The 23,007-nt window shown below is 65.9% G+C and carries 24 protein-coding genes and 1 riboswitch; of the genes, 12 read left to right on the forward strand and 12 right to left on the reverse strand.

The annotated features are described in order from the left end of the window. The first annotated feature begins 101 nt into the window (after positions 1–101). The 3 genes from AAA989_RS10160 (at position 102) to AAA989_RS10170 (ending at position 1,722) form a co-directional block, all read left to right on the forward strand. Positions 102–563 (forward strand): Dps family protein, encoded by a 462-nt coding sequence (locus AAA989_RS10160; protein ID WP_338243202.1) that lies wholly within the window; start codon positions 102–104, stop codon positions 561–563. A gap of 77 nt (positions 564–640) precedes the next feature. Further along, positions 641–1,261 (forward strand): 6-phosphogluconolactonase, encoded by a 621-nt coding sequence (locus AAA989_RS10165; RefSeq protein ID WP_338243204.1) that lies wholly within the window; start codon positions 641–643, stop codon positions 1,259–1,261. Then, positions 1,249–1,722, forward strand: coding sequence for an NUDIX domain-containing protein (locus AAA989_RS10170; protein ID WP_338243206.1), 474 nt, complete (start codon positions 1,249–1,251; stop codon positions 1,720–1,722). Before AAA989_RS10165 ends, AAA989_RS10170 begins: the two co-directional genes overlap by 13 nt. A 15-nt stretch (positions 1,723–1,737) precedes the next feature. On the opposite strand, the gene dinB is transcribed toward AAA989_RS10170, so the two are convergent. Further along, complete coding sequence (dinB, locus tag AAA989_RS10175) at positions 1,738–2,880, reverse strand: DNA polymerase IV (protein WP_338243209.1); 1,143 nt, start codon at positions 2,878–2,880, stop codon at positions 1,738–1,740. A 79-nt stretch (positions 2,881–2,959) separates the two neighbouring features. On the opposite strand from dinB, the gene AAA989_RS10180 reads away from it, so the two are divergent. Together AAA989_RS10180 and AAA989_RS10185 are read left to right on the forward strand one after the other, a co-directional pair. Then, complete coding sequence (locus AAA989_RS10180; protein WP_338243211.1) at positions 2,960–4,219, forward strand: multidrug effflux MFS transporter; 1,260 nt, start codon at positions 2,960–2,962, stop codon at positions 4,217–4,219. Further along, the gene (locus AAA989_RS10185; RefSeq protein WP_338243214.1) at positions 4,216–5,688 is read left to right on the forward strand and encodes a glycerol-3-phosphate dehydrogenase; all 1,473 of its coding nucleotides are present in this window, start codon (positions 4,216–4,218) and stop codon (positions 5,686–5,688) included. The genes AAA989_RS10180 and AAA989_RS10185 overlap by 4 nt, the downstream gene beginning before the upstream one ends. A gap of 19 nt (positions 5,689–5,707) precedes the next feature. Here AAA989_RS10185 and AAA989_RS10190 read toward each other — a convergent pair whose 3' ends face one another. The 6 genes from AAA989_RS10190 to crtY all read right to left on the reverse strand — a co-directional run bounded on the left by AAA989_RS10190 (position 5,708) and on the right by crtY (position 12,512). After that, the gene (locus tag AAA989_RS10190) at positions 5,708–7,579 is read right to left on the reverse strand and encodes an acetyl/propionyl/methylcrotonyl-CoA carboxylase subunit alpha (protein ID WP_338243216.1); all 1,872 of its coding nucleotides are present in this window, start codon (positions 7,577–7,579) and stop codon (positions 5,708–5,710) included. Positions 7,580–7,588: 9 nt separating this feature from the next. Next, the gene (locus tag AAA989_RS10195) at positions 7,589–8,056 is read right to left on the reverse strand and encodes a nuclear transport factor 2 family protein (RefSeq protein ID WP_338243217.1); all 468 of its coding nucleotides are present in this window, start codon (positions 8,054–8,056) and stop codon (positions 7,589–7,591) included. Positions 8,057–8,120: 64 nt separating this feature from the next. Next, the gene (locus AAA989_RS10200; RefSeq protein ID WP_338245499.1) at positions 8,121–9,161 is read right to left on the reverse strand and encodes a phytoene/squalene synthase family protein; all 1,041 of its coding nucleotides are present in this window, start codon (positions 9,159–9,161) and stop codon (positions 8,121–8,123) included. 62 nt (positions 9,162–9,223) lie between these two features. Continuing rightward, on the reverse strand, positions 9,224–9,811 hold the full coding sequence (locus AAA989_RS10205) for an LOG family protein (protein ID WP_338243219.1): 588 nt from the start codon (positions 9,809–9,811) through the stop codon (positions 9,224–9,226). Further along, positions 9,808–11,304 (reverse strand): phytoene desaturase, encoded by a 1,497-nt coding sequence (locus AAA989_RS10210; protein WP_338243221.1) that lies wholly within the window; start codon positions 11,302–11,304, stop codon positions 9,808–9,810. Before AAA989_RS10210 ends, AAA989_RS10205 begins: the two co-directional genes overlap by 4 nt. Continuing rightward, positions 11,301–12,512, reverse strand: a complete 1,212-nt coding sequence (gene crtY, locus AAA989_RS10215) for a lycopene beta-cyclase CrtY (protein WP_338243222.1) — start codon at positions 12,510–12,512, stop codon at positions 11,301–11,303. Before crtY ends, AAA989_RS10210 begins: the two co-directional genes overlap by 4 nt. A 128-nt stretch (positions 12,513–12,640) precedes the next feature. Between crtY and AAA989_RS10220 the strand changes: the two genes are divergently transcribed. Continuing rightward, positions 12,641–13,534, forward strand: a complete 894-nt coding sequence (locus AAA989_RS10220) for a MipA/OmpV family protein (RefSeq protein WP_338243225.1) — start codon at positions 12,641–12,643, stop codon at positions 13,532–13,534. Between the two features lie 40 nt (positions 13,535–13,574). On the opposite strand, the gene AAA989_RS10225 is transcribed toward AAA989_RS10220, so the two are convergent. Then, entirely contained in the window at positions 13,575–15,605 is a 2,031-nt protein-coding gene (locus tag AAA989_RS10225; protein ID WP_338243226.1) for a prolyl oligopeptidase family serine peptidase, read from the reverse strand. 179 nt (positions 15,606–15,784) lie between these two features. On the opposite strand from AAA989_RS10225, the gene AAA989_RS10230 reads away from it, so the two are divergent. Both AAA989_RS10230 and AAA989_RS10235 read left to right on the forward strand, forming a co-directional pair. Then, positions 15,785–16,381, forward strand: a complete 597-nt coding sequence (locus AAA989_RS10230) for a hypothetical protein (RefSeq protein ID WP_338243228.1) — start codon at positions 15,785–15,787, stop codon at positions 16,379–16,381. Positions 16,382–16,462: 81 nt separating this feature from the next. Then, the gene (locus AAA989_RS10235) at positions 16,463–16,861 is read left to right on the forward strand and encodes a hypothetical protein (protein ID WP_338243230.1); all 399 of its coding nucleotides are present in this window, start codon (positions 16,463–16,465) and stop codon (positions 16,859–16,861) included. Between the two features lie 7 nt (positions 16,862–16,868). Here the strand turns inward: AAA989_RS10235 and AAA989_RS10240 are convergent, their stop codons facing one another. Continuing rightward, positions 16,869–17,489, reverse strand: coding sequence for an SOS response-associated peptidase family protein (locus tag AAA989_RS10240; RefSeq protein ID WP_338243232.1), 621 nt, complete (start codon positions 17,487–17,489; stop codon positions 16,869–16,871). A 48-nt stretch (positions 17,490–17,537) separates the two neighbouring features. Continuing rightward, positions 17,538–17,951: a DUF6152 family protein gene (locus tag AAA989_RS10245; protein WP_338243233.1), complete on the reverse strand. Its 414-nt coding sequence runs from the start codon at positions 17,949–17,951 to the stop codon at positions 17,538–17,540. A gap of 98 nt (positions 17,952–18,049) precedes the next feature. Further along, positions 18,050–18,159, forward strand: a riboswitch (TPP riboswitch). A 36-nt stretch (positions 18,160–18,195) separates the two neighbouring features. On the opposite strand from AAA989_RS10245, the gene thiC reads away from it, so the two are divergent. After that, positions 18,196–20,097, forward strand: coding sequence for a phosphomethylpyrimidine synthase ThiC (gene thiC, locus AAA989_RS10250; protein ID WP_338243235.1), 1,902 nt, complete (start codon positions 18,196–18,198; stop codon positions 20,095–20,097). Then, positions 20,097–20,561: a RidA family protein gene (locus AAA989_RS10255; RefSeq protein ID WP_338245501.1), complete on the forward strand. Its 465-nt coding sequence runs from the start codon at positions 20,097–20,099 to the stop codon at positions 20,559–20,561. Before thiC ends, AAA989_RS10255 begins: the two co-directional genes overlap by 1 nt. On the opposite strand, the gene AAA989_RS10260 is transcribed toward AAA989_RS10255, so the two are convergent. Together AAA989_RS10260 and AAA989_RS10265 are read right to left on the reverse strand one after the other, a co-directional pair. Further along, positions 20,558–20,842 (reverse strand): DUF3175 domain-containing protein, encoded by a 285-nt coding sequence (locus AAA989_RS10260; RefSeq protein WP_338243237.1) that lies wholly within the window; start codon positions 20,840–20,842, stop codon positions 20,558–20,560. The two genes, AAA989_RS10255 and AAA989_RS10260, sit on opposite strands and share 4 nt — an antisense overlap. 87 nt (positions 20,843–20,929) lie before the next feature. Then, a complete protein-coding gene (locus AAA989_RS10265) occupies positions 20,930–21,544 on the reverse strand; it encodes a DUF2726 domain-containing protein (protein WP_338243238.1) in 615 nt (204 codons plus the stop codon). A 118-nt stretch (positions 21,545–21,662) separates the two neighbouring features. Here AAA989_RS10265 and AAA989_RS10270 point away from each other — a divergent pair, with 118 nt between their 5' ends. Beyond that, positions 21,663–22,286 (forward strand): cation efflux transmembrane domain-containing protein, encoded by a 624-nt coding sequence (locus AAA989_RS10270; protein WP_338243240.1) that lies wholly within the window; start codon positions 21,663–21,665, stop codon positions 22,284–22,286. A gap of 376 nt (positions 22,287–22,662) precedes the next feature. Beyond that, positions 22,663–23,007: an HPF/RaiA family ribosome-associated protein gene (locus tag AAA989_RS10275; RefSeq protein ID WP_338243242.1), complete on the forward strand. Its 345-nt coding sequence runs from the start codon at positions 22,663–22,665 to the stop codon at positions 23,005–23,007.

Here is a 23,007-nt window from a genome sequence, read left to right on the forward strand (position 1 = left end):
TGATCGAGTGGGTCGATCAGGCCAACCGTGCTTAGTGTTGAAACCCTTGGCCAGCGTCGTCCGTTGGTGAGGTGAAGAGAAATCGAAAGGACGACATTGCAATGGCTACCACCGGAGACAACTCGAAAACCGCGCTGATCGAAGGGCTGAACGGCCTGCTGGCCGATCACCTGGCGCTGTATTTCAAGACCAAGAACTTTCACTGGCACGTGACCGGCCCGCGCTTTCGCGACCTGCACCTGATGTTCGACGAACAGGCCGTAGAAATTCGCGACCAGATCGACGCGATCGGCGAACGCGTGCGCAAGAACGGGGCGCCGACGCTCACCTCCATCGCGTCCGTCGCCAAGGCGACGCAGATCGCCGACCAGGACGACACCGAACTGAGCGCCGAGGCGATGGTGCGCGAACTGCGCGACGACAACCAGAAGGTGGTCGATCGGCTCAAGACCCTGAAGGAGCACGCCGAGAAGGCTGGCGACAACGCCACTGACGGGCTGCTGGACGACTGGACCGACATGGCCGAGGAGCGCGTCTGGTTCCTCACCTCGACGCTTCAGTAAGAGGTTAGGCCTCGCCTGATAAACGAACCGCCGCGGCGCCCTCGCGTCGCGGCGGTTTTGCGTCTAACGCCGGCGGCATGGCCGATATCGCAATCATAGAGAACGCCCCTGATACGCAGATAGCGTCCTTCATCGAATCCGCCTTGCGTAAGGCGCTGGCCAAGGGGGAAGGGCCCGTCGCCATCAGCGTACCGGGCGGCTCGACCCCGTTCCCGATCATGCGCGAACTGGTAAAGGCAGACCTCGACTGGTCGCGCATCACCGTGTGGCCGGGCGACGACCGCGTGGTCCCCGAGGATCACGAGGCCAGCAACACGGGCAAGATCCGAGCCCTGTTCGAGCCCGTCGGCGCGCATGTCGCGGCGCTGACCGTAATGGAGCAGGTGCCGCATTTCGCCCTGGTATGGCTGGGCATGGGTGCCGACGGCCATGTGGCCAGCCTGTTTCCCAACACCGATCCGCAGGCGGACGATCCCGCCCCGATCCGCCGCCTCACGCCCGATCCGCTTCCGCCCGAGGCGCCGTTCGACAGGGTGACGCTGACGATCCCGTCGCTGCTGGACAGCGATGCGATCATGTTCGTGATCCGGGGCGAGGAAAAGCGCGCCGTCTTCGATGCCGCCGCTGCGGGCAAGAGCGACCTGCCGGTGGCACGCCTGCTGGATGCGGCGGGCCAGAAGGTGACATGTTTCACCTGATCCCCGCGCCGCTGCACCGCGCGCTCTATCGCGCAGGCCACGGCCTGCGGCGGATATTCCTGCGTCACCTTGCCGGCGAAGTGCACGGATGCTGCATCATCGGGCGCGACCCGGACGGAAGCGTGCTGCTGGTGCGCCACTCCTACGGCCCGCCCGTATGGGCCTTTCCCGGCGGCGGCATGCGCCAAGGGGAGGATGCGCTGGCCGCGGCCCTTCGCGAACTGCGGGAGGAACTGGACTGCACGCTGCACGATCCCGTCCATCTGGGGGTTCAGCGCAACGAGTTCCTCGGCTCCATAAACCACGTGCGCGTGGTTACAGGCCAGGTTGCGGGCGTGCCCACGCCCGACATGCGCGAGGTGGTGGAGGCGCGGTTCTTCCCGCTTGACGCCCTGCCCGAAAATCGCAGCCGGACGGTGCATAAACGGCTGGCGATGCTGGTTGTCGCCGACGAAGGATAGGCGCGCGGCGGCGTCTTACAGCAGCGAGAGCTGCGCGTCGTCGCGGCTGCGCTCTTCGCGATCCTCGCGGTCCAGGTTGCTGAGGGTCAGGCCCATGAGCCTGATCGGCATGGGCAGCGGCATCTCGTCCTCCAGGATCTCGCGCGCGATCGCGGCGAAACGGGCCTTGTCGGCCACCGGCTGCACCTGGCTGCGGGACCGGGTGGCGATCTGGAAATCGTTGAACTTGAGTTTCAGCGTCACCGTTCGGCCCTTCGCCTGATTGTCGGCGATCCGCTCCCATACGATGTCGATGATGCGCTCCAGCGTGTCGCGCAGTTCGTCGTCCGCCGAGATGTCCTCGCTGAAGGTTCGTTCTCCGCCGATGGACTTGCGGATACGGTTGGTGCGCACCGGACGCAGGTCGATCCCGCGCGCGGCGCGGTAGAGGTAGTCGCCGAAACTGCCGAAATGGCGCGAGAGCCATTCGCGATCCTTTTCGGCCAGGTCCGCGCCCGTCTCGATGCCCAGCCGCGCCATCTTCTCCGCGCCCTTGGGGCCGACCCCGTGAAACCGGCGGATCGGCAGCGACTGCACGAAGGCCGCGCCCTCGCCGGGCCGGATCACGCAGATGCCGTCGGGCTTGTTCTGATCGCTCGCCAGCTTGGCCAGGAACTTGTTGTAGGAAACGCCCGCGCTGGCCGTCAGCTGCGTGGTCTCGCGGATGTCGCGCCTTATCGCCTGGGCGATGGCCGTGGCCGAACCGATGCCGCGAATGTCGTCGGTTACATCGAGGTAGGCCTCGTCGAGGCTCAGCGGCTCCACGTGCGGGGTGTAGTGCCGGAAGATGCCGCGAATCTGCTCGGAGACCTCGCGATAGACGTCGAAGCGGCTCTTGCAGAAGATCAGGTCGGGGCATTTTCTCCGGGCCGTTACCGATGGCATGGCGCTGCGCACGCCGAACTTGCGCGCTTCGTAACTGGCGGCTGCCACCACGCCGCGCCCGCTTGAGCCGCCCACGGCAACGGGCTTTCCGCGCAGGTCGGGATTGTCGCGCTGTTCGACGCTGGCGAAGAAGGCATCCATGTCGACATGGATGATCTTGCGCAGGCCCGTCGCCTCTGGCGGCAGCTCGTCGCCGTCCTCCAGGACCTTGTCAGCGTGTTGCGGATTCGCCATCGCGCCGGACTATAGCCTTTTGGGCCGAGATTGACTTAATCCTTTTCTACAGGGGAGGGGGCGGGTAGGGCCGATAGTCATGGCCACTACCGCCAGTCCCCTTGATTCCCTTCCCCTGGGCAAGCGCGAGCTGATCGTGCTGCTGGCGCTGTTGATGAGTCTCAACGCGCTGGGCATCGATGCCATGCTGCCCGCGCTGGACGAAATCGCCGTGGACCTTGGCGTGGGCGAGGGGAACGAGCGGCAGCTCATAATCGCCGTCTACACCATCATGATGGGTGTGGGATGCCTCGTTCCGGGCAGTTATGCCGACCGCTATGGCCGCCGCCCCATCGTGTTCCTTGCACTGGCCGCCTTTTCCGCCCTGTCGCTGGTCACCGCCATGCTGACCGACTTCACCAGCATGATCGTGATCCGCGGTATCACCGGGCTGCTGGGCGCCGGCCTGATGGTCGTGCCCATGGCCATCGTTCGCGACCTGTACGAGGGCGATCACATGGCCCGGCTGATGTCCACCATCGCCGCCGTGTTCATCACCGTGCCCGTCTTCGCGCCCAGCATCGGGCAGGCGATCCTGCTGGCGGGCAGCTGGCGACTGATATTCGTGGCCCTGGCGCTGGTGGGGGCGGCGGCCGCGGTCTGGGTCTATTTCCGCCTTCCCGAGACGCTGTCGGACGAGAACCGGCAGGAAGTGAACGTGCCGGTCATCGCCCGCAACATGACCCTGGCGCTGATCAACCGGCAGTCCATCGGCTACGTGCTGGGCTCGATGCTGGTGATGGGCGGGGTGTTCGGATACGTCAATTCAGGCCAGCAACTGTACCAGGATGCCTTCGGCATCAGCGACGCGGTGTTTCCCATCCTGTTCGGCGCGACGGCCGCGATGATGAGCTTCACCAACATCGTCAATTCGCGCATCGTGATGAAAGTGGGCGCGCGGCGCGTATCGCACTTCGGCGTCCTCATGTTCATGGCCGTCAGCGCGGTGCAGGTCTGGTCCTCCTACGTCCATCCGGGGAACGTCTACTGGTTCGTGCCGCTGATGAGCATGAACCTGGCGCTGCTCGGCTTCCTGGGCGCCAACTTCGGCTCCATCGCCATGCAGCCCTTCGCCCGCATCGCTGGCTCTGCCAGCAGCGTGCAGACCTTCTTCCGCATGTTCGGCGCGGCGCTGGTGGGCATGGTGATCGGCCAGGCCTACGACGGAACGCCCATTCCCTTCGCCTGGGCGCTGCTGATCTGCTCCACCAGCGCGCTGTTGCTGGTGCTGTTCAGCGAGAACGGCAAGCTGTTCCGCCGCCTGAACGTGCAACCGCCCAAGGAGCGCGTCGTCCCGTGAGCGAGGTGTTCGATCTTGTCGTGATCGGAGGCGGAGTGAACGGCGCGGGCGTGGCGCGCGATGCGGCAGGACGGGGCGCAAGGGTGCTGCTGCTGGAAAAGGGCGACCTTGCCAGCGGCACGTCCAGCAAGAGCACCAAGCTGGTTCACGGCGGGCTGCGCTACCTCGAATACTACGAATTCGGACTGGTGCGCGAGGCGCTGGGCGAGCGCGAGACGCTGTGGGGCATTGCCCCGCACATCATCCATCCCATGCGCTTCGTGCTGCCGGTGACGAAGACGATGCGCCCGCGCTGGATGCTGCGCGCGGGGCTGTTCCTCTACGATCACATCGGGGGGAAAGCCTCGCTGAGGAAGACGCGCAGCATCGACCTGCGCAAGCACGCCGCCGGTGCGGCGCTTGAACGGCAGTATCGCCACGGCTTCGAATATTCCGACGGCTGGGTGGACGATGCGCGGCTTGTCGTTCTCAACGCGATGGACGCGGCTCGTTGCGGTGCCGACATCCGCACCCGCATGCCGGTGACGGCGGCGCGCCGTGCGGGCGACCTCTGGCATGTGGAGGCCGGCGGAGAGACCTTCGCCGCCCGCGCGCTGGTGAACGCCGCGGGGCCGGGTGCGGACGACGTGGCGCGACTGGTGGGAGAAAGCCCCGCCTACGGCATCCGCCGGGTGCGCGGATCGCATATCGTGGTGCCGAAACTGTTCGATCACGACTGCGCCTACATCCTGCAGCAGCCCGATACGCGCATCTGCTTCGCCATCCCGTGGGAGAACGATTTCACGCTGGTCGGCACGACCGATGCCGACCACCCCGGTTCGCTGGATGACGTGGAAGCGAGCGCCGACGAAATCCGCTACCTCTGCGACGCGGTGAACCGCTATTTCGAGCATGACGTGACGCCGGACGACGTGGTGCATACCTACGCCGGTATTCGCGCGCTGGTGGATGATGGTTCGGGCCGCCCGGAAGCCGCCTCGCGCGGATACGAGCTTGCGCTGAGCGACGCCGGGCGGGGCGCGCCGATCCTCGGCATCTATGGCGGCAAGATCACCTCCTACCGCCACGTGGCACAGGATGCGGTGGACAAGCTGGCCGAGCGCCTTCCGGTGCTCAAGGACAAGCACTGGACCGGCACCGCTCCGCTACCCGGCGGCGACATTGACCGCCATGCGCAGCCTTTCCTGTTCGAGGTGCTGCGAGAGGATTTTCCCTTCCTTTCGGAGCGCGACGTGGTGCGCATCGGCCGCGCCTACGGCACCTGCGCGTGGGACTGGCTGGGCGAGGCGAAAGGGTGGGACGACCTGGGCCGATCGTTCGGCGCGGGGCTCACCCTCGCCGAGGTCTCCTACCTGCGGGATAACGAATGGGCGCAGACGGCGGAGGACATTCTCTGGCGCCGTACCAAGCTGGTCATGCACATGAGCGAGGCCCAGCAGGCGGCCTTGCGGCAGTTCATGGGCGGCTGATCTCCCGACGGAGAAGACCTTACTCGGACGCAGCTTCCACCACCGCAAGCACGGCCTCGACCTGCACCTGCGCGCCTTCGCTGGCGGACAATTCCGCCACAACGCCATCGAACGGCGCGGTGAGCGAATGCTCCATCTTCATTGCCTCCAGCACCATCAGGCGCTGCCCTGCGGTGACGGTGTCGCCTTCGGCCACGTCGAGAGTGATGACCTTGCCCGGCATGGGGGCGAGGATGGCGCCATCGGCGGCTGCGGCGGCACCGCTACCCCGGGCTTCACGCGAAAACTCGAAGCTCTGTCCGTCTGCAAAGACGAGGGTGCGGGCGTCCTCGACGAACCCGGTCGCATGCGCCGCATCCCGCCGGCCGGTTGCAGCGACGGTTCGTGTTTCGCCCTTGAACGAAAGCGCCGTGGCGATGCGCGGCGAAGCATTGAGGCGGAAGCCGAGCGCGCTCGGCACCTCGGTGTCCGTCGCCGCCATCAGGGTGAAATCTGCGGCGGCCTGCCAGATGGGGCCGTCCGGCTCTCCATCTGCAACCAGGTCGTCCAGCTTGCGTTCGATGAAGCCGGTGTCGAGGTCCGCCGCCTCGAAATCGTCCTCCAGCAGGCAGTTGGCGAGGAAGGCGGCGTTGGTCTTCACCGGCCAGATTTCCACGCTCTCGGTGATTGCCCCGAGTTCGTCGATGGCTTCTTCCCGCGTCTCGCCCCAGGCGACCAGCTTGGCCACCATGGGATCGTAGTGCGGCGAGATCACGTCGCCTTCTTCGACGCCGGTCTCGATGCGTCCCGCGGTGCCGAGGTCGAAGTGGTCGAGCGGCCCGGTGCTGGGCAGGAAGCCGCTCGCAGGATCCTCCGCATAGAGCCGCGCCTCGATGGCGTGGCCGACGATGGACAGGTCTTCCTGCTTCAGTGGAATGGCCTCGCCTGACGCCACGCGCAGCTGCCATTCCACCAGGTCGACGCCGGTGATTTCTTCCGTCACCGGATGCTCCACCTGCAGGCGGGTGTTCATTTCCATGAAGAAGATGCGGTCGGCGCGCAGGCCTTCGGAAGCGTCGGCGATGAATTCGATGGTGCCCGCGCCTTCGTAGTCCACCGCCTTCGCCGCGCGGACGGCGGCAGCGCAGATTTCCTCGCGCGTTGCCTCGTCCATTCCGGGGGCAGGGGCTTCCTCGATCACCTTCTGGTGGCGGCGCTGAAGCGAGCAGTCGCGCTCGAACAGGTGGACCACGTTGCCGTGGCTGTCGCCGAACACCTGTACCTCGATATGGCGGGGCGAGGTGATCCACTTTTCCAGCAGCACCTCGTCGTTGCCAAAGCTCGACCTCGCTTCACGTTTGCATGATTCCAGAGCGGATTCAAAGTCCTGCGCCGCATCGACCTTGCGCATGCCCTTGCCGCCGCCGCCGGCGACGGCCTTGATCAGCACGGGGTAGCCGATGGCGTCGGCCTCTTTCTTCAGCCGCTCTACCGACTGGTCCTTGCCCAGGTAACCCGGCGTTACAGGAACGCCTGCCTCCTGCATCAGCGTCTTGGCGGCATCCTTCAGGCCCATCGCCTCGATGCTGCTCGGCTGGGGGCCGACCCAGATCAGCCCGGCGTCGATCACGGCCTGCGCGAAGCCCGCATTCTCGGACAGGAAGCCGTATCCGGGATGGATCGCCTCAGCGCCCGTCTCTTTCGCCGCGGCGATGATATTTTCGCCCACGAGGTAGCTCTGGGCAGCGGGGGAGGGGCCGATATGCACTGCCTCGTCGGCCTGGCGCACGTGCAGCGCATTGCGGTCCGCATCGGAATAGACCGCCACGGTGGCGATCCCCATCTCGCGCGCGGTGCGGATGATGCGGCAGGCGATTTCGCCGCGATTGGCGATCAGGAGCTTTTTCATCATGGCTTTCGTCTATCTTCCCGGCGGACAGCCATCGCGCACCACCGAATATTGTATGCCGGTGATCATCCATTCCCCGTCGAGGCGCATAAGGTTGAACACGTCCACGCCGCAATGGGTCCGCTCTCCATCGCTCTCGAAGAGATAGGGCGCCCAGACCACGGCTATCGGGCCGCTCACCAGCACGACCGGCTCCCAGTATTCCTCGTAATAGGAGCCGCCATCCAGCAGGCCCTCGATACTCTCTTCGATCGAACTGACGCGCAGGTCGGGACGGTCCTCGCTCTCCCGCACGGAGGCGACGATACTTTCCTCCACGACAACCGACGCCATCATCTCTTCATCGGCAGTGTTCAGCCCTTCGAAAAAGGTGTCCACCACCGCGAGAATATGGGCATTGGTGCTGTCCTGGGCATGTGCGGTGATCGGAATGAACGTCATCGCCGTCGCCAGCATGGCAATACTCAATTGTCGCACCATCGGACGTCTCCTCTTTTCGACGGATGCCCGCGCGTGGTTGCAATTGCAACCGTCTGCAAGATGCTCAGTCCTCCTTGCGGCGAACGCCCTCGTCGCGCAGCGGAGTGTTGGGCACGCCTGCCACGGGGCCTTCCATGCGGGCCATCACCAGCAGCTGTCCGCGTGTGTAGTCGGGCATCACGTCCGGCTCATACGATCCGGAGATCGTTTCCTTGAGGGCGGCGATGACATAGCCGATCTTCTCCAGGAAATTGGTCTGGGCGCGGTGGTCCCATGCCAGCTCGGCCTGGCTCACCACCTCCTGCCCGATCGCGCCGTAGATGTTCGCCGCCGACAGCACGGCCCAGCGCTGGCGGAACTTGAGGGCGCCCGCACCAAGGCGCGCTGCCGCCTCGTGCTTCTCAGCCATCAAGATCAGCCGCCTAGCCATTGTCACCAGCGCCTCGCGATGCTGCGGCTTCATGTGCTGGCCGGGGGGAATGTCGAATTCGGCCAGCCATTCCTGCGGCAGGTAGCAACGGCCCGCCGCGTCGTCTTCCCCGATGTCGCGGGCGATGTTGTTGAGCTGGAACGCGAGGCCGAGATCGCAGGCGCGGTCCAGCGTGTCCTGCTCGTCCTGCGGAACGCCCATGACCTTGGCCATCATCACGCCCACGGCGCCGGCCACGTGATAGCAATAGCGCATCAGGTCGGCCTCGGTACGGGGGGTCCACCCTGCGGCATCGAGGGCGAAACCGTCGATAACGTCGTCGCACATCTCGCGGGTGATGCCGGTTTCGCTGGCGACCAGGCCCAGCGCGTCGAAGGCGATGTCGGCTGTCGGCTGCCCGTCCAGCGCGCGGTGGGTCAGCACGCGGATCGCCTCCACGCGGTCCTTGGCGCTGGCCTTGCTGAGGTTCAGCGTTTCGGCCTCGTTGCGAAAGCCGAATTCCTGCCCGTCGGCAATGTCGTCGCACCGGCGGCACCACGCATAGAGCAGGTGCGAGCGTTCGCGCGTGTCCTTGTCGAACAGCCAGCTGGCGACGGTGAAGCTCTTCGATCCGCGGGCGATCGCCTCGCGTGCGCGGCGCACCAGCGCCTCGCGCGAGCGCCCGCCGCCCGCCATGCGCGGCGAAGTCTTCACGAGCTGGCTGGCAACCAGCGGACGCGGCTTGACGCGCTTGGGACTCACAGGTCCTCCGCCCGTATCTGCAAGACGGTGGTGGTGGGCGCGGCGTTGGCCATCTTCTCGAGCAATTCCTGTATTGTTTCCCCCACGATCACGATGTCGCGGTGTGCTTCCCTGACAAAGCCGGTTTCGGCCATATGGCGGTAGAACGCCACAAGTCCGTCATAATATCCCACAGCGTTCAGAAGACCCACGGGCTTGTCGTGGTAGCCCAGCTGCGCCCAGCTGACGGCTTCCCACAATTCGTCCATGGTTCCAACGCCGCCGGGCAGGGTAACGAAGCCATCCGAAAGATCGGTAAACGCCTGTTTGCGCTGGTGCATCGTCTCCACCACGTGCAGCTCAGAGCAGTCGGTATGAGCCAGCTCGTGGCCCTTGAGCGCATCGGGGATCACGCCGATCACCTCGCCCCCTTCGGCCAGCGCCCCGTCGGCCAGCGCGCCCATCAGTCCCACCTTGCCGCCGCCATAGACGACTCCGATCCCGCGCCGGGCCAGCAGCCCGCCGATATCGCGGGCCAGTTCGACAAACCGCGCATCGGGCGGAGAGGCGGAGCCGCAATAGACGGCGAGGCGGGAGAAGGTCACGCGCTCAGGTCCTCTATCATCAACCCCGCTGTTGCCTTGGCGCTGCCGACCACGCCGGGGATGCCCGCGCCGGGGTGCGTGCCCGCGCCGACGAGGTAGAAGTTCTCGATCACGTCGTCGCGGTTATGGCCGCGGAAGAAGGCGCTCTGCCACAGCACCGGCTCCAAGCTGAAGGCGCTGCCGAGGTGGGCGTTGAGATCGTGGCCGAAATCCTTTGGCGCATAGTGGAACTTGGTGACGATGCGGTCGTGAATGTCGGGGATCAGGCGGCGTCCCACTTCATCCAGGATGCGCTTTTCCAGCTCCGGCCCCACCTTGTCCCAGTCGATGGGCATCTTGCCCATGTGCGCCACGGGAACCAGCGCGTAGAACGTGCTCATCCCTTCGGGCGCCATGCTGGGATCGGTGACCGTGGGGTGGTGCAGGTAGATGGAGAAATCGGCGGGCAGGATGCCCTTCGAATAGATATCCTCCAGTAGCCCGCGATAGCGCGGGCCGAACAGGATCATGTGGTGCGGGATGCCGGGCCAGGTTCCCTCTATCCCGAAATGCACCACGAAGAGCGAGGGCGAGAAGCTCTTCTTCTGCAGCGCCTTGCCCTGCGTCTTGCCGCGATAGCTGTCGCCCAGCAGGTCGCGGTAGGAATGGACGATGTCGGCATTGCTGGCGACGGCATCGAACCGCTGGCTCCAGCCGCTGGCGGTATGGACGGCCTTGGCGCGCTTGCCTTCGGTTTCCACCCGCGTCACCGCGTCGCCCACGCGCATGGTGCCGCCCAGCCGCTCGAAATGGCGCACCATGCCCGCGATCAGGCGATTGGTGCCGCCGCGCGTCCACCACACGCCGCCATCCTTCTCCAGCTTGTGGATCAGGGCGTAGATGCTGCTCGTCTTCATCGGGCTGCCGCCCACCAGCAGGGTGTGGAAGGAAAGCGCCTCGCGCAGCTTCTCGTTCTTGATGTACTTGGAAACCATCGAATAGACGCTGCGCCACGCCTGCTTCTTCGCCAGCGCCGGGGCGGCCTTCAGCATCGACTTGAAGTCGAGAAACGGCACCGTGCCCAGCTTGACGTAGCCTTCCTCGTAGACCCCGGCGGCATAGGTGAGGAACCGGTCGTACCCCTCCACGTCGGCGGGCTCGAGCTTCATGATCTCCTTGCGCAGGTCCGCCTCGTCGTTGGAATAGTCGAAGTTGGTGCCGTCGGGCCAGTTGAGGCGGTAGAACGGCATCACGTTCATCAGTTCGAGGTCCTCGTCCATGTCGTGGCCCGAGAGCGCCCACAGCTGGCGCAGGCAATCGGGGTCCGTCACGACCGTAGGACCGGCATCGAAGGTGAAGCCGTCCTTTTCCCAGAAATAGGCGCGGCCGCCGGGCTTGTCGCGGCCTTCCACCACGGTGGTGGCGATACCGGCGCTCTGCAGGCGGATGGCCAGCGCCATGCCGCCGAAACCGGCGCCGATCACGCAGGCGCTGCGGCCTTCGGGAGTGCTCATGTGTTGTCCTTCCGGGAGGGTGATGAGAGGAGCGGGGCAGACGACAGCAGCGCGCCGATGCCTCGCGAAATCGGAATGGGCGGCTTGCCCACCAGCACGCGCAACTTGTCCAGCAGGGTGGAGCGGCCGGCGTAGAACCGCTCGATCAGAGGTTCGCGCAGGCGGTAGAAGCGTTCGAACACGCGGTATCGTTCGTGCGGCCTCGCGCCGCAGAACAGCATTTTGCCCAGCATCCGGTAATGGCCCATCTTCGCCCAGTGCCTGCGCGCCCGCGCTTCCAGCATGGCGGCCAGCTGGTCGCCGGGGAGATCCGCATCTCCGGCGACGGCCAGCGCGACGTCCACGGCGATGGGCAGGGTGTAACTGGTCAGCGGATGGGCAAAGCCGCCGCGCGCGCCCGCCAGCGCCACGCCTTCGTGCCGCTGCGCCTGTTGGTAGGCGCGAAAGTCGCCGCCGGTCATCACCGGCAACACCCCGGTCTCGAAGCCGACGGGTTCGCCGGAAAGACCCGCCTGACGCTGGTACTCGTCGATCCGCGCGGACAGCAGCGAGCGGTCGAGATCGGGCCTGTCGGCGTAATAGGTGTCTTCGATGAAGAGGTCGTGCGAGCCCAGCGGCAGCAGGTAGACGAAGCGGTAGGCCCCGCCGTTGCCGTGGGGCGCCAGCTGCTCCACGTCGGCATCCATGATCACCGGGCGATCGACGCCGTGCGGTTCGGGCGTGCGCAGGTGGCGGCCCATGAACACCTGCCAGCCCCCTTCCAGGTGCCCGGTGGTGGAGAAGCCGCGACAGTCGATCACCGCCCGCGCCGTGATGCGCGCGCCGTCGCGCAGGTCGACGCCATCTGCATCCAGCGATGCCACCTCGCGCCCTGTCAGGATTGTTCCCTCGGGCAGATCGCGGACGAGGCAGGCGTGGAAATCGTCGCTGGCAAGCGAGCGGTAGCCGGCCTGGAGGTGCCGCCGATGGGCGGGAAAGCGGACATCATATCCATCGTCCCACTCCGTCTTGCGGAAATCCGCCATCAGCTTCTTCCCGGCGGCGGAAAGATCCGTGGCGAACCAGCTCCAGCGGTGGTTGCCGCCCAGTTTCGGCCCGGCCTCTATCAGCCGTACGGAGAGTTCGGGGCGAAGCTGCGCCACCGCCAGGGCGATGAGCCCTCCGGAAAGGCCGCCACCGATAATGGCAATATCGCAGTCGCGTCCCATGACCATGGGCCTTAGCGGATTGGCGCAGGCGTGCAATCGCCGCCTTTGGTCCGGTGTCGGAGCGCAGGGCAGGTGCGGAACCGCGCGCGCCACTACCCGTTCTAGGGGCAAGCAAGACGGGAAACTTCATGAATAGACGGCACGATACGCCTTTCGCCCTGACACTGGGCGCCATACTCATCAGCATGACCGCCAGCCCCGCAGCCGCGCAGGATAGCGAGGCAGAGGGCCCTCCGATGGTCGACATGGACGACACCGTGTTTTCCGGAGATTACCTGTCCATTGGCGCCGGGGTGGCGCTCAACCCGTCCTATTCGGGTTCCGACGACTACGTTCTCACCGTCCTGCCCATCGTGCAGGGATCGCTGGGCGGCGTGGACATCAATCCGCGCGCCGGCGGCGTCCGGCTGGATTTCGTGCAGGATCCCGACGAAGGCGTGGGCCTCGATCTCGGCATAGCCGGTCGTCTGCGCTCCAATCGCGCCTCGCAGGTCGAGGACGAGGTGGTGCTGCAGTATGGCGAACTGGACAGGGCCATCGAAGTTGGCCCCGCCATTGGCCTGAATTTCCCGGCGGTGCTCAATCCCTATGACAGCATCGGCATCGGTGTGGACGCCATGTGGGATGTGAACGGCGCGCACGGCGGCATGGTCGTCTCGCCCACGGTCAGCTACTCCACTCCGCTCAGCCGGGCCGTATTCGCGAGCCTTTCGCTCTCTGCCGACTGGGCGGACGAGGATTATCACGATTACTACTACCGGGTGGACGATGCCGCCTTCGTCGGACCGGGCACCGCTCCCCTGCCGGAATTCGAGCCCGACGGCAGCGGCTTCACCAGCGCGGGCGTGAACCTGCTGCTGGGCATCGACCTCGATGGCAACATCGCCAACGGCGGCCTCGGCCTGGTCGTGATCGGCGGTTACTCGCGCGTCCTGGGTGACGCGGCGGACACGCCGTTCACCACCATTCGCGGCAGCAAGGATCAGTTCCTGGCCGGCGTGGGTATCGGATACACGTTCTAGTCCCGCGCTCCGGCCATTGCCGGAGCGCAGGACCAGTCCGTCAATCTTCCTCGATCATCAGGTCCGGGCGGCTCGGCGGAAGTTCCGCGTCACGGTCGCCCGTCATCAGGTAGGTGTCGAACCAGCGCATCATCCGCAGGTTGTAGTCGTACCGCGCGGCGGCCATCGAATTGCCGTGGCCCTCGCCCGGATAGCGCACCAGCCGCAGCGGCGTGTCGGGACGGCGCAGGCGGATGTAGCGATACAGCTCCAGACTCTGGCCCGGATCCACGCGGGTATCGGCGGTGCCGCCCATGATCAGCAGCGGCGTATCGGCGCGGTCGGTGTAGTAGATCGGGCTGACCTCAAGGAAGTGCTGCCAGTCCTCCCAGGGCCACTGGAGCGCGTGGACCAGGTACATCTCGTTGGGAATGTCGCCCGTGCCCACCTTGCTGATCTGGTTCGAGATACCCACGAACATCACGCCGGCTGCGAATTCCTCCGAGTTGTAGGTGGAAGACCAGGCCGTGGCGTAGCCGCCATACGATCCGCCCGTGATGCCCACCCGGTCCGCATCGGCGATGCCATCCGCCACCAGCGCATACTTGGCATCCACCAGATCGCGGAATTCGGGATCGGTGTAGTTGCCGGAATGGGCCTTTGAAAAGGCGGTGCCATAGGCGGTGGAGCCACGGTAGTTGGGCAGGAACACGGCATAGCCGGCACCTGCCGCGACCTGGCCCGGACCGCCGTATGCGGTTACCCAGCCGTTGCTTTCATGCGCTTCCGGCCCGCCGTGCACGTCGAAGATCGTGGGCGCGCCGCCCGCAGGAACGCCGTCCACCGGCAAGACCAGCACGCCTTCGATCTGCTGCCCGTCGGTGGCGGTGTAGGTGTAGGCGCGCTGCTCGCCGAAATCGATTTCGGTCAGCCACGGATTGAGGTCGGTCCAGCGGGTGAACTCGCCGCCGTTGAAGGCGAACAGCTCGTTCGGGTGGGTCGGCGAATTGGCCTCCACCATCAGGCGGTTGCCGCCCTGTTCCAGGCTGGTGAGGATCAGCGCGCCCGGATCGTATTCCTGCATCTCGGTGCCCTGGTCGGAATAGAAGCGAAGCACGCTCTGCACGCCCACGTGCACCACTGCGGCCAGGCGGCCGTCGGCCATCCATTCGGTATCCATCACGGCTTCTGCCGCGCCTTCGTTCAGCGCCCGATATGCGCCGGTGCTCACGTCGACCAGGTGCAGCGTCGTGGCCGCCGGATCGTTCTCGTCCACGCCTGCGACCATCGAGAGCTGCGTGGAATCGGGCGAGAATTCCACGTCGCCCAGCTTGCCCGGCGTTTCGACCACGGTGAGCGCGCCGGAGGCGAGGTCGAGCAGGTTGACCCGCTGCGAGGTAAGCGAATCGTCGACCAGCGGCGTCGGCGCGGTCACGATCATGGCCGTCTGGCCGTTGGGGGCGAGGTCGAAGCTGCTGACGTAGCCGGGCACGTCGATCTCCACCGGCTCGGGATCGATTTCCGTGCCGCCCACATTGGCCACGAACATGCGGTTGAAGCGGAATTCCTCTTCATAGACGACCGCGTTGAAACCGTCCTCGGCCTCGTCGTCGCGCTCGGTATCGGGCGCGGCCGAGGCGAGCAGGTAGACCTGGCTGCCGTCGGGCGAGAATGCGTAGTCGCTGACCGAGGAATCCTCGACGCCGGCGATCTTGCGATAGGCACCGCCGTTCACCGGGATGCCCCACAGGGCGCGGTCGTCGTCCTCGTCGGTCCACAGGAAGGTGATCATGCTGCCGTCGGGCGTGAAGCCGATGGAGGACACGCTCATGTCCTCCGGCAGATAGGCGCGCGTGTCCAACGCGCCGTCGGCCAGGAACAGCTGCTGGTCGGCGCTGCCGTTCTCTTCACCGATGGTGACATCGGGATAGTGGACGCGGGTGTAGGCGACGGAACTGCCGTCCTGCGAGACGGCCACGGTGCCGGTGTATTCGATGCGTGCCACGTCCTGCGGCGTCATGTCGCGCGCCAGCAGGGGACTGGCGGGCAGGGCTAGGGCGGTGGCAAGCAGGGCGGAGCGTAGGAGGGTCATTGGTAAGGCGATTCCTCTGGTGAGCTGATGGTCTGGCGCCGTCATAGCGCCTGAAAAACTGGTGGCAAATGTCGCCTTTGGTCGTGCGGGTTCGACCGGGCTTCCGGCAACAGCCATCCGTAACCGAAGGTGGAAACGAGACGAAGTGAGGAACAGCCGCCACTGACAAGGTAATGCGCATGACCCTTTCCCCCATCGAGTTCGCACGCGTCGCCGCCATCGCCATTACCGCGACGGTTGCCACGCAGATCATCTACGTCACTCTGGGCAACCTGGGGCTGGAGCCGAACCGACAGCTGATCTGGTCGGTGGAAGTGCTCGCTTTCCTCGTCCTGGCCATCGCCGGGCTGGCCCTGCTGCCCGCGCGCCCGCTGATCGGTGGCGCGCTGGCGGCGGGCGGACTGCTCAACACCATCCAGGCGGGCATGGGGCTGGTGATGTTCGAACCGCTGGGGCAGGCGGGCGAAGCGCTGGCACCCGTCTTCTCCGCCGTGCTGGCCATGGCCTTCCTGCTCTATTTCGCGGGCAAGGTGGCGATAGGCATCGCCGCGCTTGCCGCCGGGGCGATCCTCTGGCGCGATGCGCAAGGGGCCACGCGCATCGTGGGCGCGGTGTGCGCGCTGACGGGGATTGCCGCGATGGTCGCCAACGCGCTTGCCATCGGGCTGGACGCCGACCTCACCTTCATCGCCGGGGGAGCGGGCACGGCTGCCGCGCTGTTCCTCGCGCTGGCCCTCGTCCCCGCCATGCAGGATCGGGAGACGGAACCCGCCTGACGAAAGCGTGGGCATTCGCCCCTGCTTTCGTCGCCGCGAAGTGCTATTCCTCCCGCCTGGAGATCGGAAGGAGGAGGCAACATGGCAGAGGGACAGGACATTTCCGCATGGATCGCGCTGTTCATGGGGTTCTACGCCCTGGGCGCGGCAGTGGGCGAATTGCGTGGGCCGGGCAGCTGGGCAGCGATGCTGGACGGGTTCGAGACAAACGAGGCGCTGCGTTTCCTCACCGGCATCGTGGTGCTGGCGCTGGGTGCGACGATCTACCTCGTCAACCCGTGGAACCCGGCGGACTGGCTGTCCGTCGTCGTCACCGTGATTGGCGGCGGCATGGTGGTGGAAGGCGTGGTGATCCTGGGCTTCGGGCGCCCCTTCCTGCATCTCGCCAGTTCGATGATGGGCGCGGTCAACCGCGTCTGGGCACTGTTCTCGGCGGCGCTGGGCCTGGTGCTGGTCTGCGTCGCCCTGCTGCGGTTGTAGCCCGCCCTTACCCGCCGGGCTCGCGCATGAGGGACGAGGAATAGGGCTGCAGCAGCGCGCTGGCCCGGTCCCATCCGCCGCGCAGCCACAGGTCGTGCATTCGCGGCTCCGGCGGCAGGACGACGGGCATGGTGTCCCTGCCGATGCGTTTCAGCGCGGCGTTGGCGGGACAGGTCATCAGGGCGAAGCCGGGCACCTCGCTGTCCTTCCACACCCCGGCCATGGCGAACAGCGGCTGGTCGGCGCAGGCGAAACGGTGCTGGCGGCGCTTGCCGTCGGCATGGCGCTGGCCCCATTCCATGAAGGCCGTGGCAGGCACCAGGCAGCGGAATTCCGGGTTTCGCAGGTTGCCGATCCAGAACGAGCTGTCGGTGTTGCGCACGCTGAGAACGGGCCGCGCGGCATCATGGGCCGAGGGCGGCGGCGGTACGCCCCACAGGCGCGGAACCAGCCGTCGCGGCTGGCCCGGCTGGCCGGGTCCGGCAATGAACTCTCGCCCTGCGGTGATGACCGGCGCAAAGCTGCCCGGCGAAACGTAGCCGCCCGTCCACGGATCGTCCCCCACGCCAAGGCCGAAGGCGCGCCCGATGGCGGTGGCATCGGCATCGAGGCGATAGAGCATGGTCATGGCCGCGCGCTCCCTAGCCGATGAGGCGCGGACCGGGGAAGGGGCGGGCTAGCGGTCGGCCAGCGTCTTCTCGCGCTGCGGATAGACGTCGAACGTGCGGCCGCGCACGGTGATCCTCTCCGCCTTGAAGCCGAGCACGTCCTGGTCTCGGGCGCGGTGGCCGGTCAGCACGACGGCATCGCCCGGCCCGGCGTGATCGGGGCCGAAGCCCGAACGGCTGGCCACGACGGGCGGTGACAGGTCGACTTCCCAGATCTCCGACCCGCCGAAACCGCCCCGGTCGCGCTCGACCTGCAGGTGCATGTGCGGGTTGCCGAAGCTGATGGTGACGATCTCGCCCTCGAGCCGGCTTTCCTCGTCCTGCGTCCACCCCCATCCGTGGTGGGCCAGCGCAGCGGCGGGAAGCACGATGGCGGTCATCGCGGCGGCGGCAAGGCCGGCAGGGTTCAATTTCAGGCGCATGGACTCTTCTCCTCTCGCCCCCACGTCCCGACCCCGCGCATAGCAGAAACAGTCCGCCGTGTCGCGCTCGACATCGGGGCTGCACACGCGTAGACCGCTTGTCATCCCCGGGGAGCCTGCTGTGGCTGAGAGGGGCGTGTAAGCAGCGCCCGACCCGTTGAACCTGAACCCGTTAGCACGGGCGGAGGGAAGGGCTGCTTACCGCGCCCGAAGTCCCCATCCGCCCGGAAAAGAGGACTTTTTCATGGCCGACATCAATTCCCCCCTCGAAATCGGCGTGACCACCGGCCCCATCCGCGGCAGCCGCAAGGTGCATGTCGAGGCCAGGAGCAACCCGGACATCAAGGTCGCCATGCGCGAGATCGACCTCGAGCCGAGCAGCGGGGAGCCGCCGGTGCGGGTCTACGATACCTCCGGCCCCTACACCGACCCTGCCGTGAAGATCGACATCGCCACCGGCCTGCCGCTGCTGCGCCGCCAGTGGCAGCTCGATCGCGGCGATATCGAGGAATATGCCGGGCGCGAGGTGAAGCCCGAGGATAACGGCCAGCTGGGCCCCGATCGCAGCGGCGGCGTGCCGGCCTTCCCCAATGTCGCGAAGACGGTCTACCGCGCGAAGCCGGGCAAGAACCTGTCGCAGATGCACTACGCCCGGCAGGGCATCATCACGCCCGAAATGGAATACGTGGCGGAGCGCGAGAACCTGGGCCGCGCCGCGCTGAAGGAAGTGGACCGCGATGGCGGCCAGTCGTGGGGCGCGGAAATCCCCGACTACGTCACGCCCGAATTCGTGCGCGACGAGGTGGCGCGCGGCCGCGCCATCATCCCCAGCAACGTCAACCACCCCGAGGCCGAGCCGATGGCCATCGGGCGCAACTTCCTGGTGAAGATCAACGCCAACATCGGCAACTCCGCTGTGGCATCCGACGTGGCGAGCGAGGTGGACAAGATGGTCTGGTCGATCCGCTGGGGCGCGGACACCGTCATGGACCTCTCCACCGGCCGCAACATCCACGACACCCGCGAATGGATCATCCGCAACAGCCCCGTGCCGATCGGCACCGTGCCCATCTACCAGGCGCTGGAAAAGGTCGGCGGCGTGGCCGAGGACCTGACCTGGGAAGTCTTCCGCGACACGCTGATCGAACAGGCCGAGCAGGGCGTCGACTATTTCACCATCCACGCGGGCGTGCGCCTGCCCTACGTGCCGATGGCGGCCAAGCGCGTGACCGGCATCGTGTCGCGCGGCGGCTCCATCATGGCGAAATGGTGCCTGGCGCATCACAAGGAGAGCTTCCTCTACGAGCGCTTCGACGAGATCACCGAGATCATGAAGGCCTACGACGTCGCCTATTCGCTGGGCGACGGCCTGCGCCCCGGCTCCATTGCCGACGCCAACGACGAGGCGCAGTTCGCCGAGCTCTACACGCTGGGCGAACTCACCAAGCGCGCCTGGGAGCAGGACGTGCAGGTGATGATCGAGGGGCCGGGCCACGTGCCCATGCACAAGATCAAGGAAAACATGGACAAGCAGCTGGAAGCCTGCGGCGAAGCCCCGTTCTACACGCTCGGGCCGCTCGTCACCGACATCGCGCCCGGCTACGACCACATCACCAGCGGCATCGGCGCTGCACAGATCGGCTGGTACGGCACGGCGATGCTCTGCTACGTCACGCCCAAGGAGCACCTGGGCCTGCCCGACCGGGATGACGTGAAGGTCGGCGTCGTCACCTACAAGCTGGCCGCCCACGCGGCGGATCTCGCCAAGGGCCATCCCGCAGCCAAGGTGCGCGACGACGCGCTGTCGAAAGCCCGCTTCGAATTCCGCTGGCGCGACCAGTTCAACCTCTCGCTCGACCCGGACACCGCCGAGCAATACCACGACCAGACCCTGCCCGCGGAGGGCGCCAAGACGGCGCACTTCTGCTCCATGTGCGGACCGAAGTTCTGCTCGATGAAGATCAGCCAGGAAGTGCGCGAATTCGCCGCGAAGCAGAACTCCGACAGCTACCTGGCGACCGAAAACGTCGCCGCCGAAACCCCGGACGAGGCGAAAGCCAACGCCGAGGAAGGCATGGAGGAAATGAGCCGCCGGTATAACGAGGGCGGGGACTTGTATGTGCCGTCGGAGGGGACGAAAGCGTGATGCGCGCCCTCCTTCTCGCCGCTGCGCTTGCCTGCATCGCGGCGCCCGCCGCGGCGCAGGAAGCGCAGACCGTCCTCATGCCGGAAGACGAGAGTGTGCGTGCTGTCTTCGAACGGCTCGGCTTTTCCGAAGCCGTGGTGCATGGGGACACGGTCTACCTTTCCGGCGTTGTCGCCGGCACGGCGGGTGGGGTTAGCGAGGAAGAAGCCTACGTGCGCGCCTTCGACTATATCGGCGACGTGCTCGCCCGCGCCGGATCGAGCTGGGACGACGTCGTCGACCTGACCACGTTTCACACCGATCTGCCGGCTCAGATCGACCTGTTCGCCGAGGTAAAGCACCGCTACGTGCCGGAGCCGTTCCCCGCGTGGACCGCAATAGATGTCGACCGCCTGCTACCGGACGCTGCACTGGTGGAGATCAAGATCGTCGCGCGCTTGAGTGACGCAGCGGCCCGAGACTAGTCGTCCTTCGGCTCGCGGTCGTAGAGCTTGCGTAGCTCGTCCTTCGCGTCCTCAAGCACCTTGCGCTGATCCTTGTCGAGGTTGTCGCCCGCGCGGTTGATGTAGAAGGTCAGCATCGACATGGCGGAGCGATAGGGATCGGACTTGCGCCGGTCGCTCTGCTCCGCCGACCGCTTCAGGGACTTGGCGACTTCGCGAGGGTCGTCCTTCGTGAATACGCCGTCCTCGAGGTCCATCGCATCGGAATTCTCGGTCACATCCTGGGACCACTGCTCTGCCATCGCGCACCTCCTTGGCATAAAGGTTTCGGTGACAATGCAATGGCTTGGCAGGACGCCCGTTCCCGGCGAGGTATCGGCCCTGCAGCGTCAGGCGGCGGACTTGCTCGCGGGCACCAGCTTCTCCACCAGCGCCCGCAGTTCGCTTGGCGTCGTGTGGCCTGCGACAATCTCGTGGTAGCCGATCCCGGCCTTGCGCAGCGCTTCCTTCTTCACCGCATCGCGCGCGGCGGCACTTCCTTGGTGGTGGCCTGTGCCCTGATACTCCAGCGCATGCCGGACGCAGCACTTCTCGTCCATGAGGGCGAAGTCGACACGTTTCGAATTGATTGAGAGAAACGCGCCCTTGTCGCGTGATGAAAGAAACTCGCCCAAGGATACCTGCGCCATCACCTGCCATTTTGGGTTACGTGCAATCACCGCCTTGTCGAGTGCTTCGAACACCTGCGCCTCTGGCCGGTTAAGCAAGGGCCGTGGTTTGAATTCCGCTGCCATGACTTTGCGCAGTTGTTCGGACGCTGTGACTAGTGCCTCGTCTTCCCCCCGTCGGGTGACAACTTGCAGATCAGGCCTGCCGCTTCTCTTGGAACGATACTTCCGCCTAGGCTTGTCGCTTTTGAGAAATGCTGCGCCGATTGCCATTACAGCAAAGAACACGACGGCAAAAACGAGCAGCGAACCGCCATCTGCAAGGTTAAACGGCATTTCCCCAAAGCCCCCAGCAAAGTTTCTCAAAGCTTCTTAGCGAGAATTACGTTATTGCATAGTGGGTTGAAGTTGCAGAAACCTTGCACTCCCCATACTCCAAAGCCACATATCCCCCATGTCCGCAGACTGCTGTTCCGCCAAGTCGAGCACGCTCGAACAACTCGCCCGCCAGCGGGAGCAGCGGCGCGTGCTTGTCATCGTGCTGGCCATCAACGCCGTGATGTTCGTGCTCGAGTTCGGGGCAGGGGTGATTGCCGGGTCGGCGGCGCTGATGGCCGATGCCAGCGACATGCTGGGCGACGCGGTGGTCTATGCCGTCAGCCTCTATGCTCTTGCGCGCTCGGACCGGTGGAAGGCCGGGGCGGCGATGCTGAAGGGGGTGGTGATCCTGGCGCTGGGCGTGGGAATCGCGGTGAACGTGGTGTTCAAGATACAGAGCGGCGTGCCGCCAAGCTCCACGCTGATGCTGGTGTTCGGCACGCTGGCGCTTGCCGCCAATCTCGTGTGCTTCCGCCTGCTCACCCGCTTCCGCCATCAGGACGTGAACATGGCGAGCACCTGGGAATGTTCGCGCAACGACCTCATCAACAATTGCGGCGTGCTGGTGGCCGCGGGCCTGGTGTGGTGGCTCGCCTCGCCGTGGCCCGATATCGTGATCGGTTCGCTGATGGCGCTGATCTTCCTGCGCTCCGCCCTGCGAGTGATGGCGGAGGCCGCACCGCAGCTGCGCGCGGCCTGAAGGATTTCCTACAGGGCGTTCCTCATGCTCCGTCCGCGCGCATGGGCAGCACAAGACTCTCGATGCGGCTCTACGCAGCTGCGCAGGGCAATCCTTCCTTCGGCCTAGAGCCCTGCGCTCAGCCTCGCCAGCGCCTGGGCGAGGGCGGTGTCCTTTCGCCATGCGGTCGAGGGCGGCGCGCGCCTCGTCCATTCCCAGCCTGGCGGCAAGCGCGATGGCCGTCTCATGACTCACGCGCTGCGATTGCTTGCCCTTCCTCAGCGCGCCGACAGGTGCGATGCGGGTGGCGAAGCAGGCGGAAAAGCCATTGGATTGCCCGCCTGTCCTCCCCATCTCGAAGGCAGCACAGACAATCACAACCGAGAGGAACCCCCCGATGCAGGTCCAGTTCAATTCCGACAGTTCCGTGATGGGCACCGAGAACGTAGCCGAACGTATCGAGGCGGCGGTGCGCGAAAAGCTGGCCCGGTTCGAGGATCGGCTCACCCGCATCGAGATCCACGTGCGCGACGAGAACGCGAACAAGGGCGGGGCGGACGACAAGGCCTGCACCATCGAGGCGCGGCCGCGTAGCGGGAAGCCCATTGGCGTGACAGGACACGCCGCCAAGGTGGACGATGCCGCGCGCAAGGCGGCAACCACGCTCGCCCAGCGGCTGGAACGCCATTTCGGCAAGGAAGAAAGGCACAAGCACGACGCCCGGCCCGACAAGGCGCTCTAG

Source organism: Aurantiacibacter hainanensis (genome assembly GCF_036321025.1).
Lineage (GTDB): Bacteria > Pseudomonadota > Alphaproteobacteria > Sphingomonadales > Sphingomonadaceae > Alteraurantiacibacter > Alteraurantiacibacter hainanensis.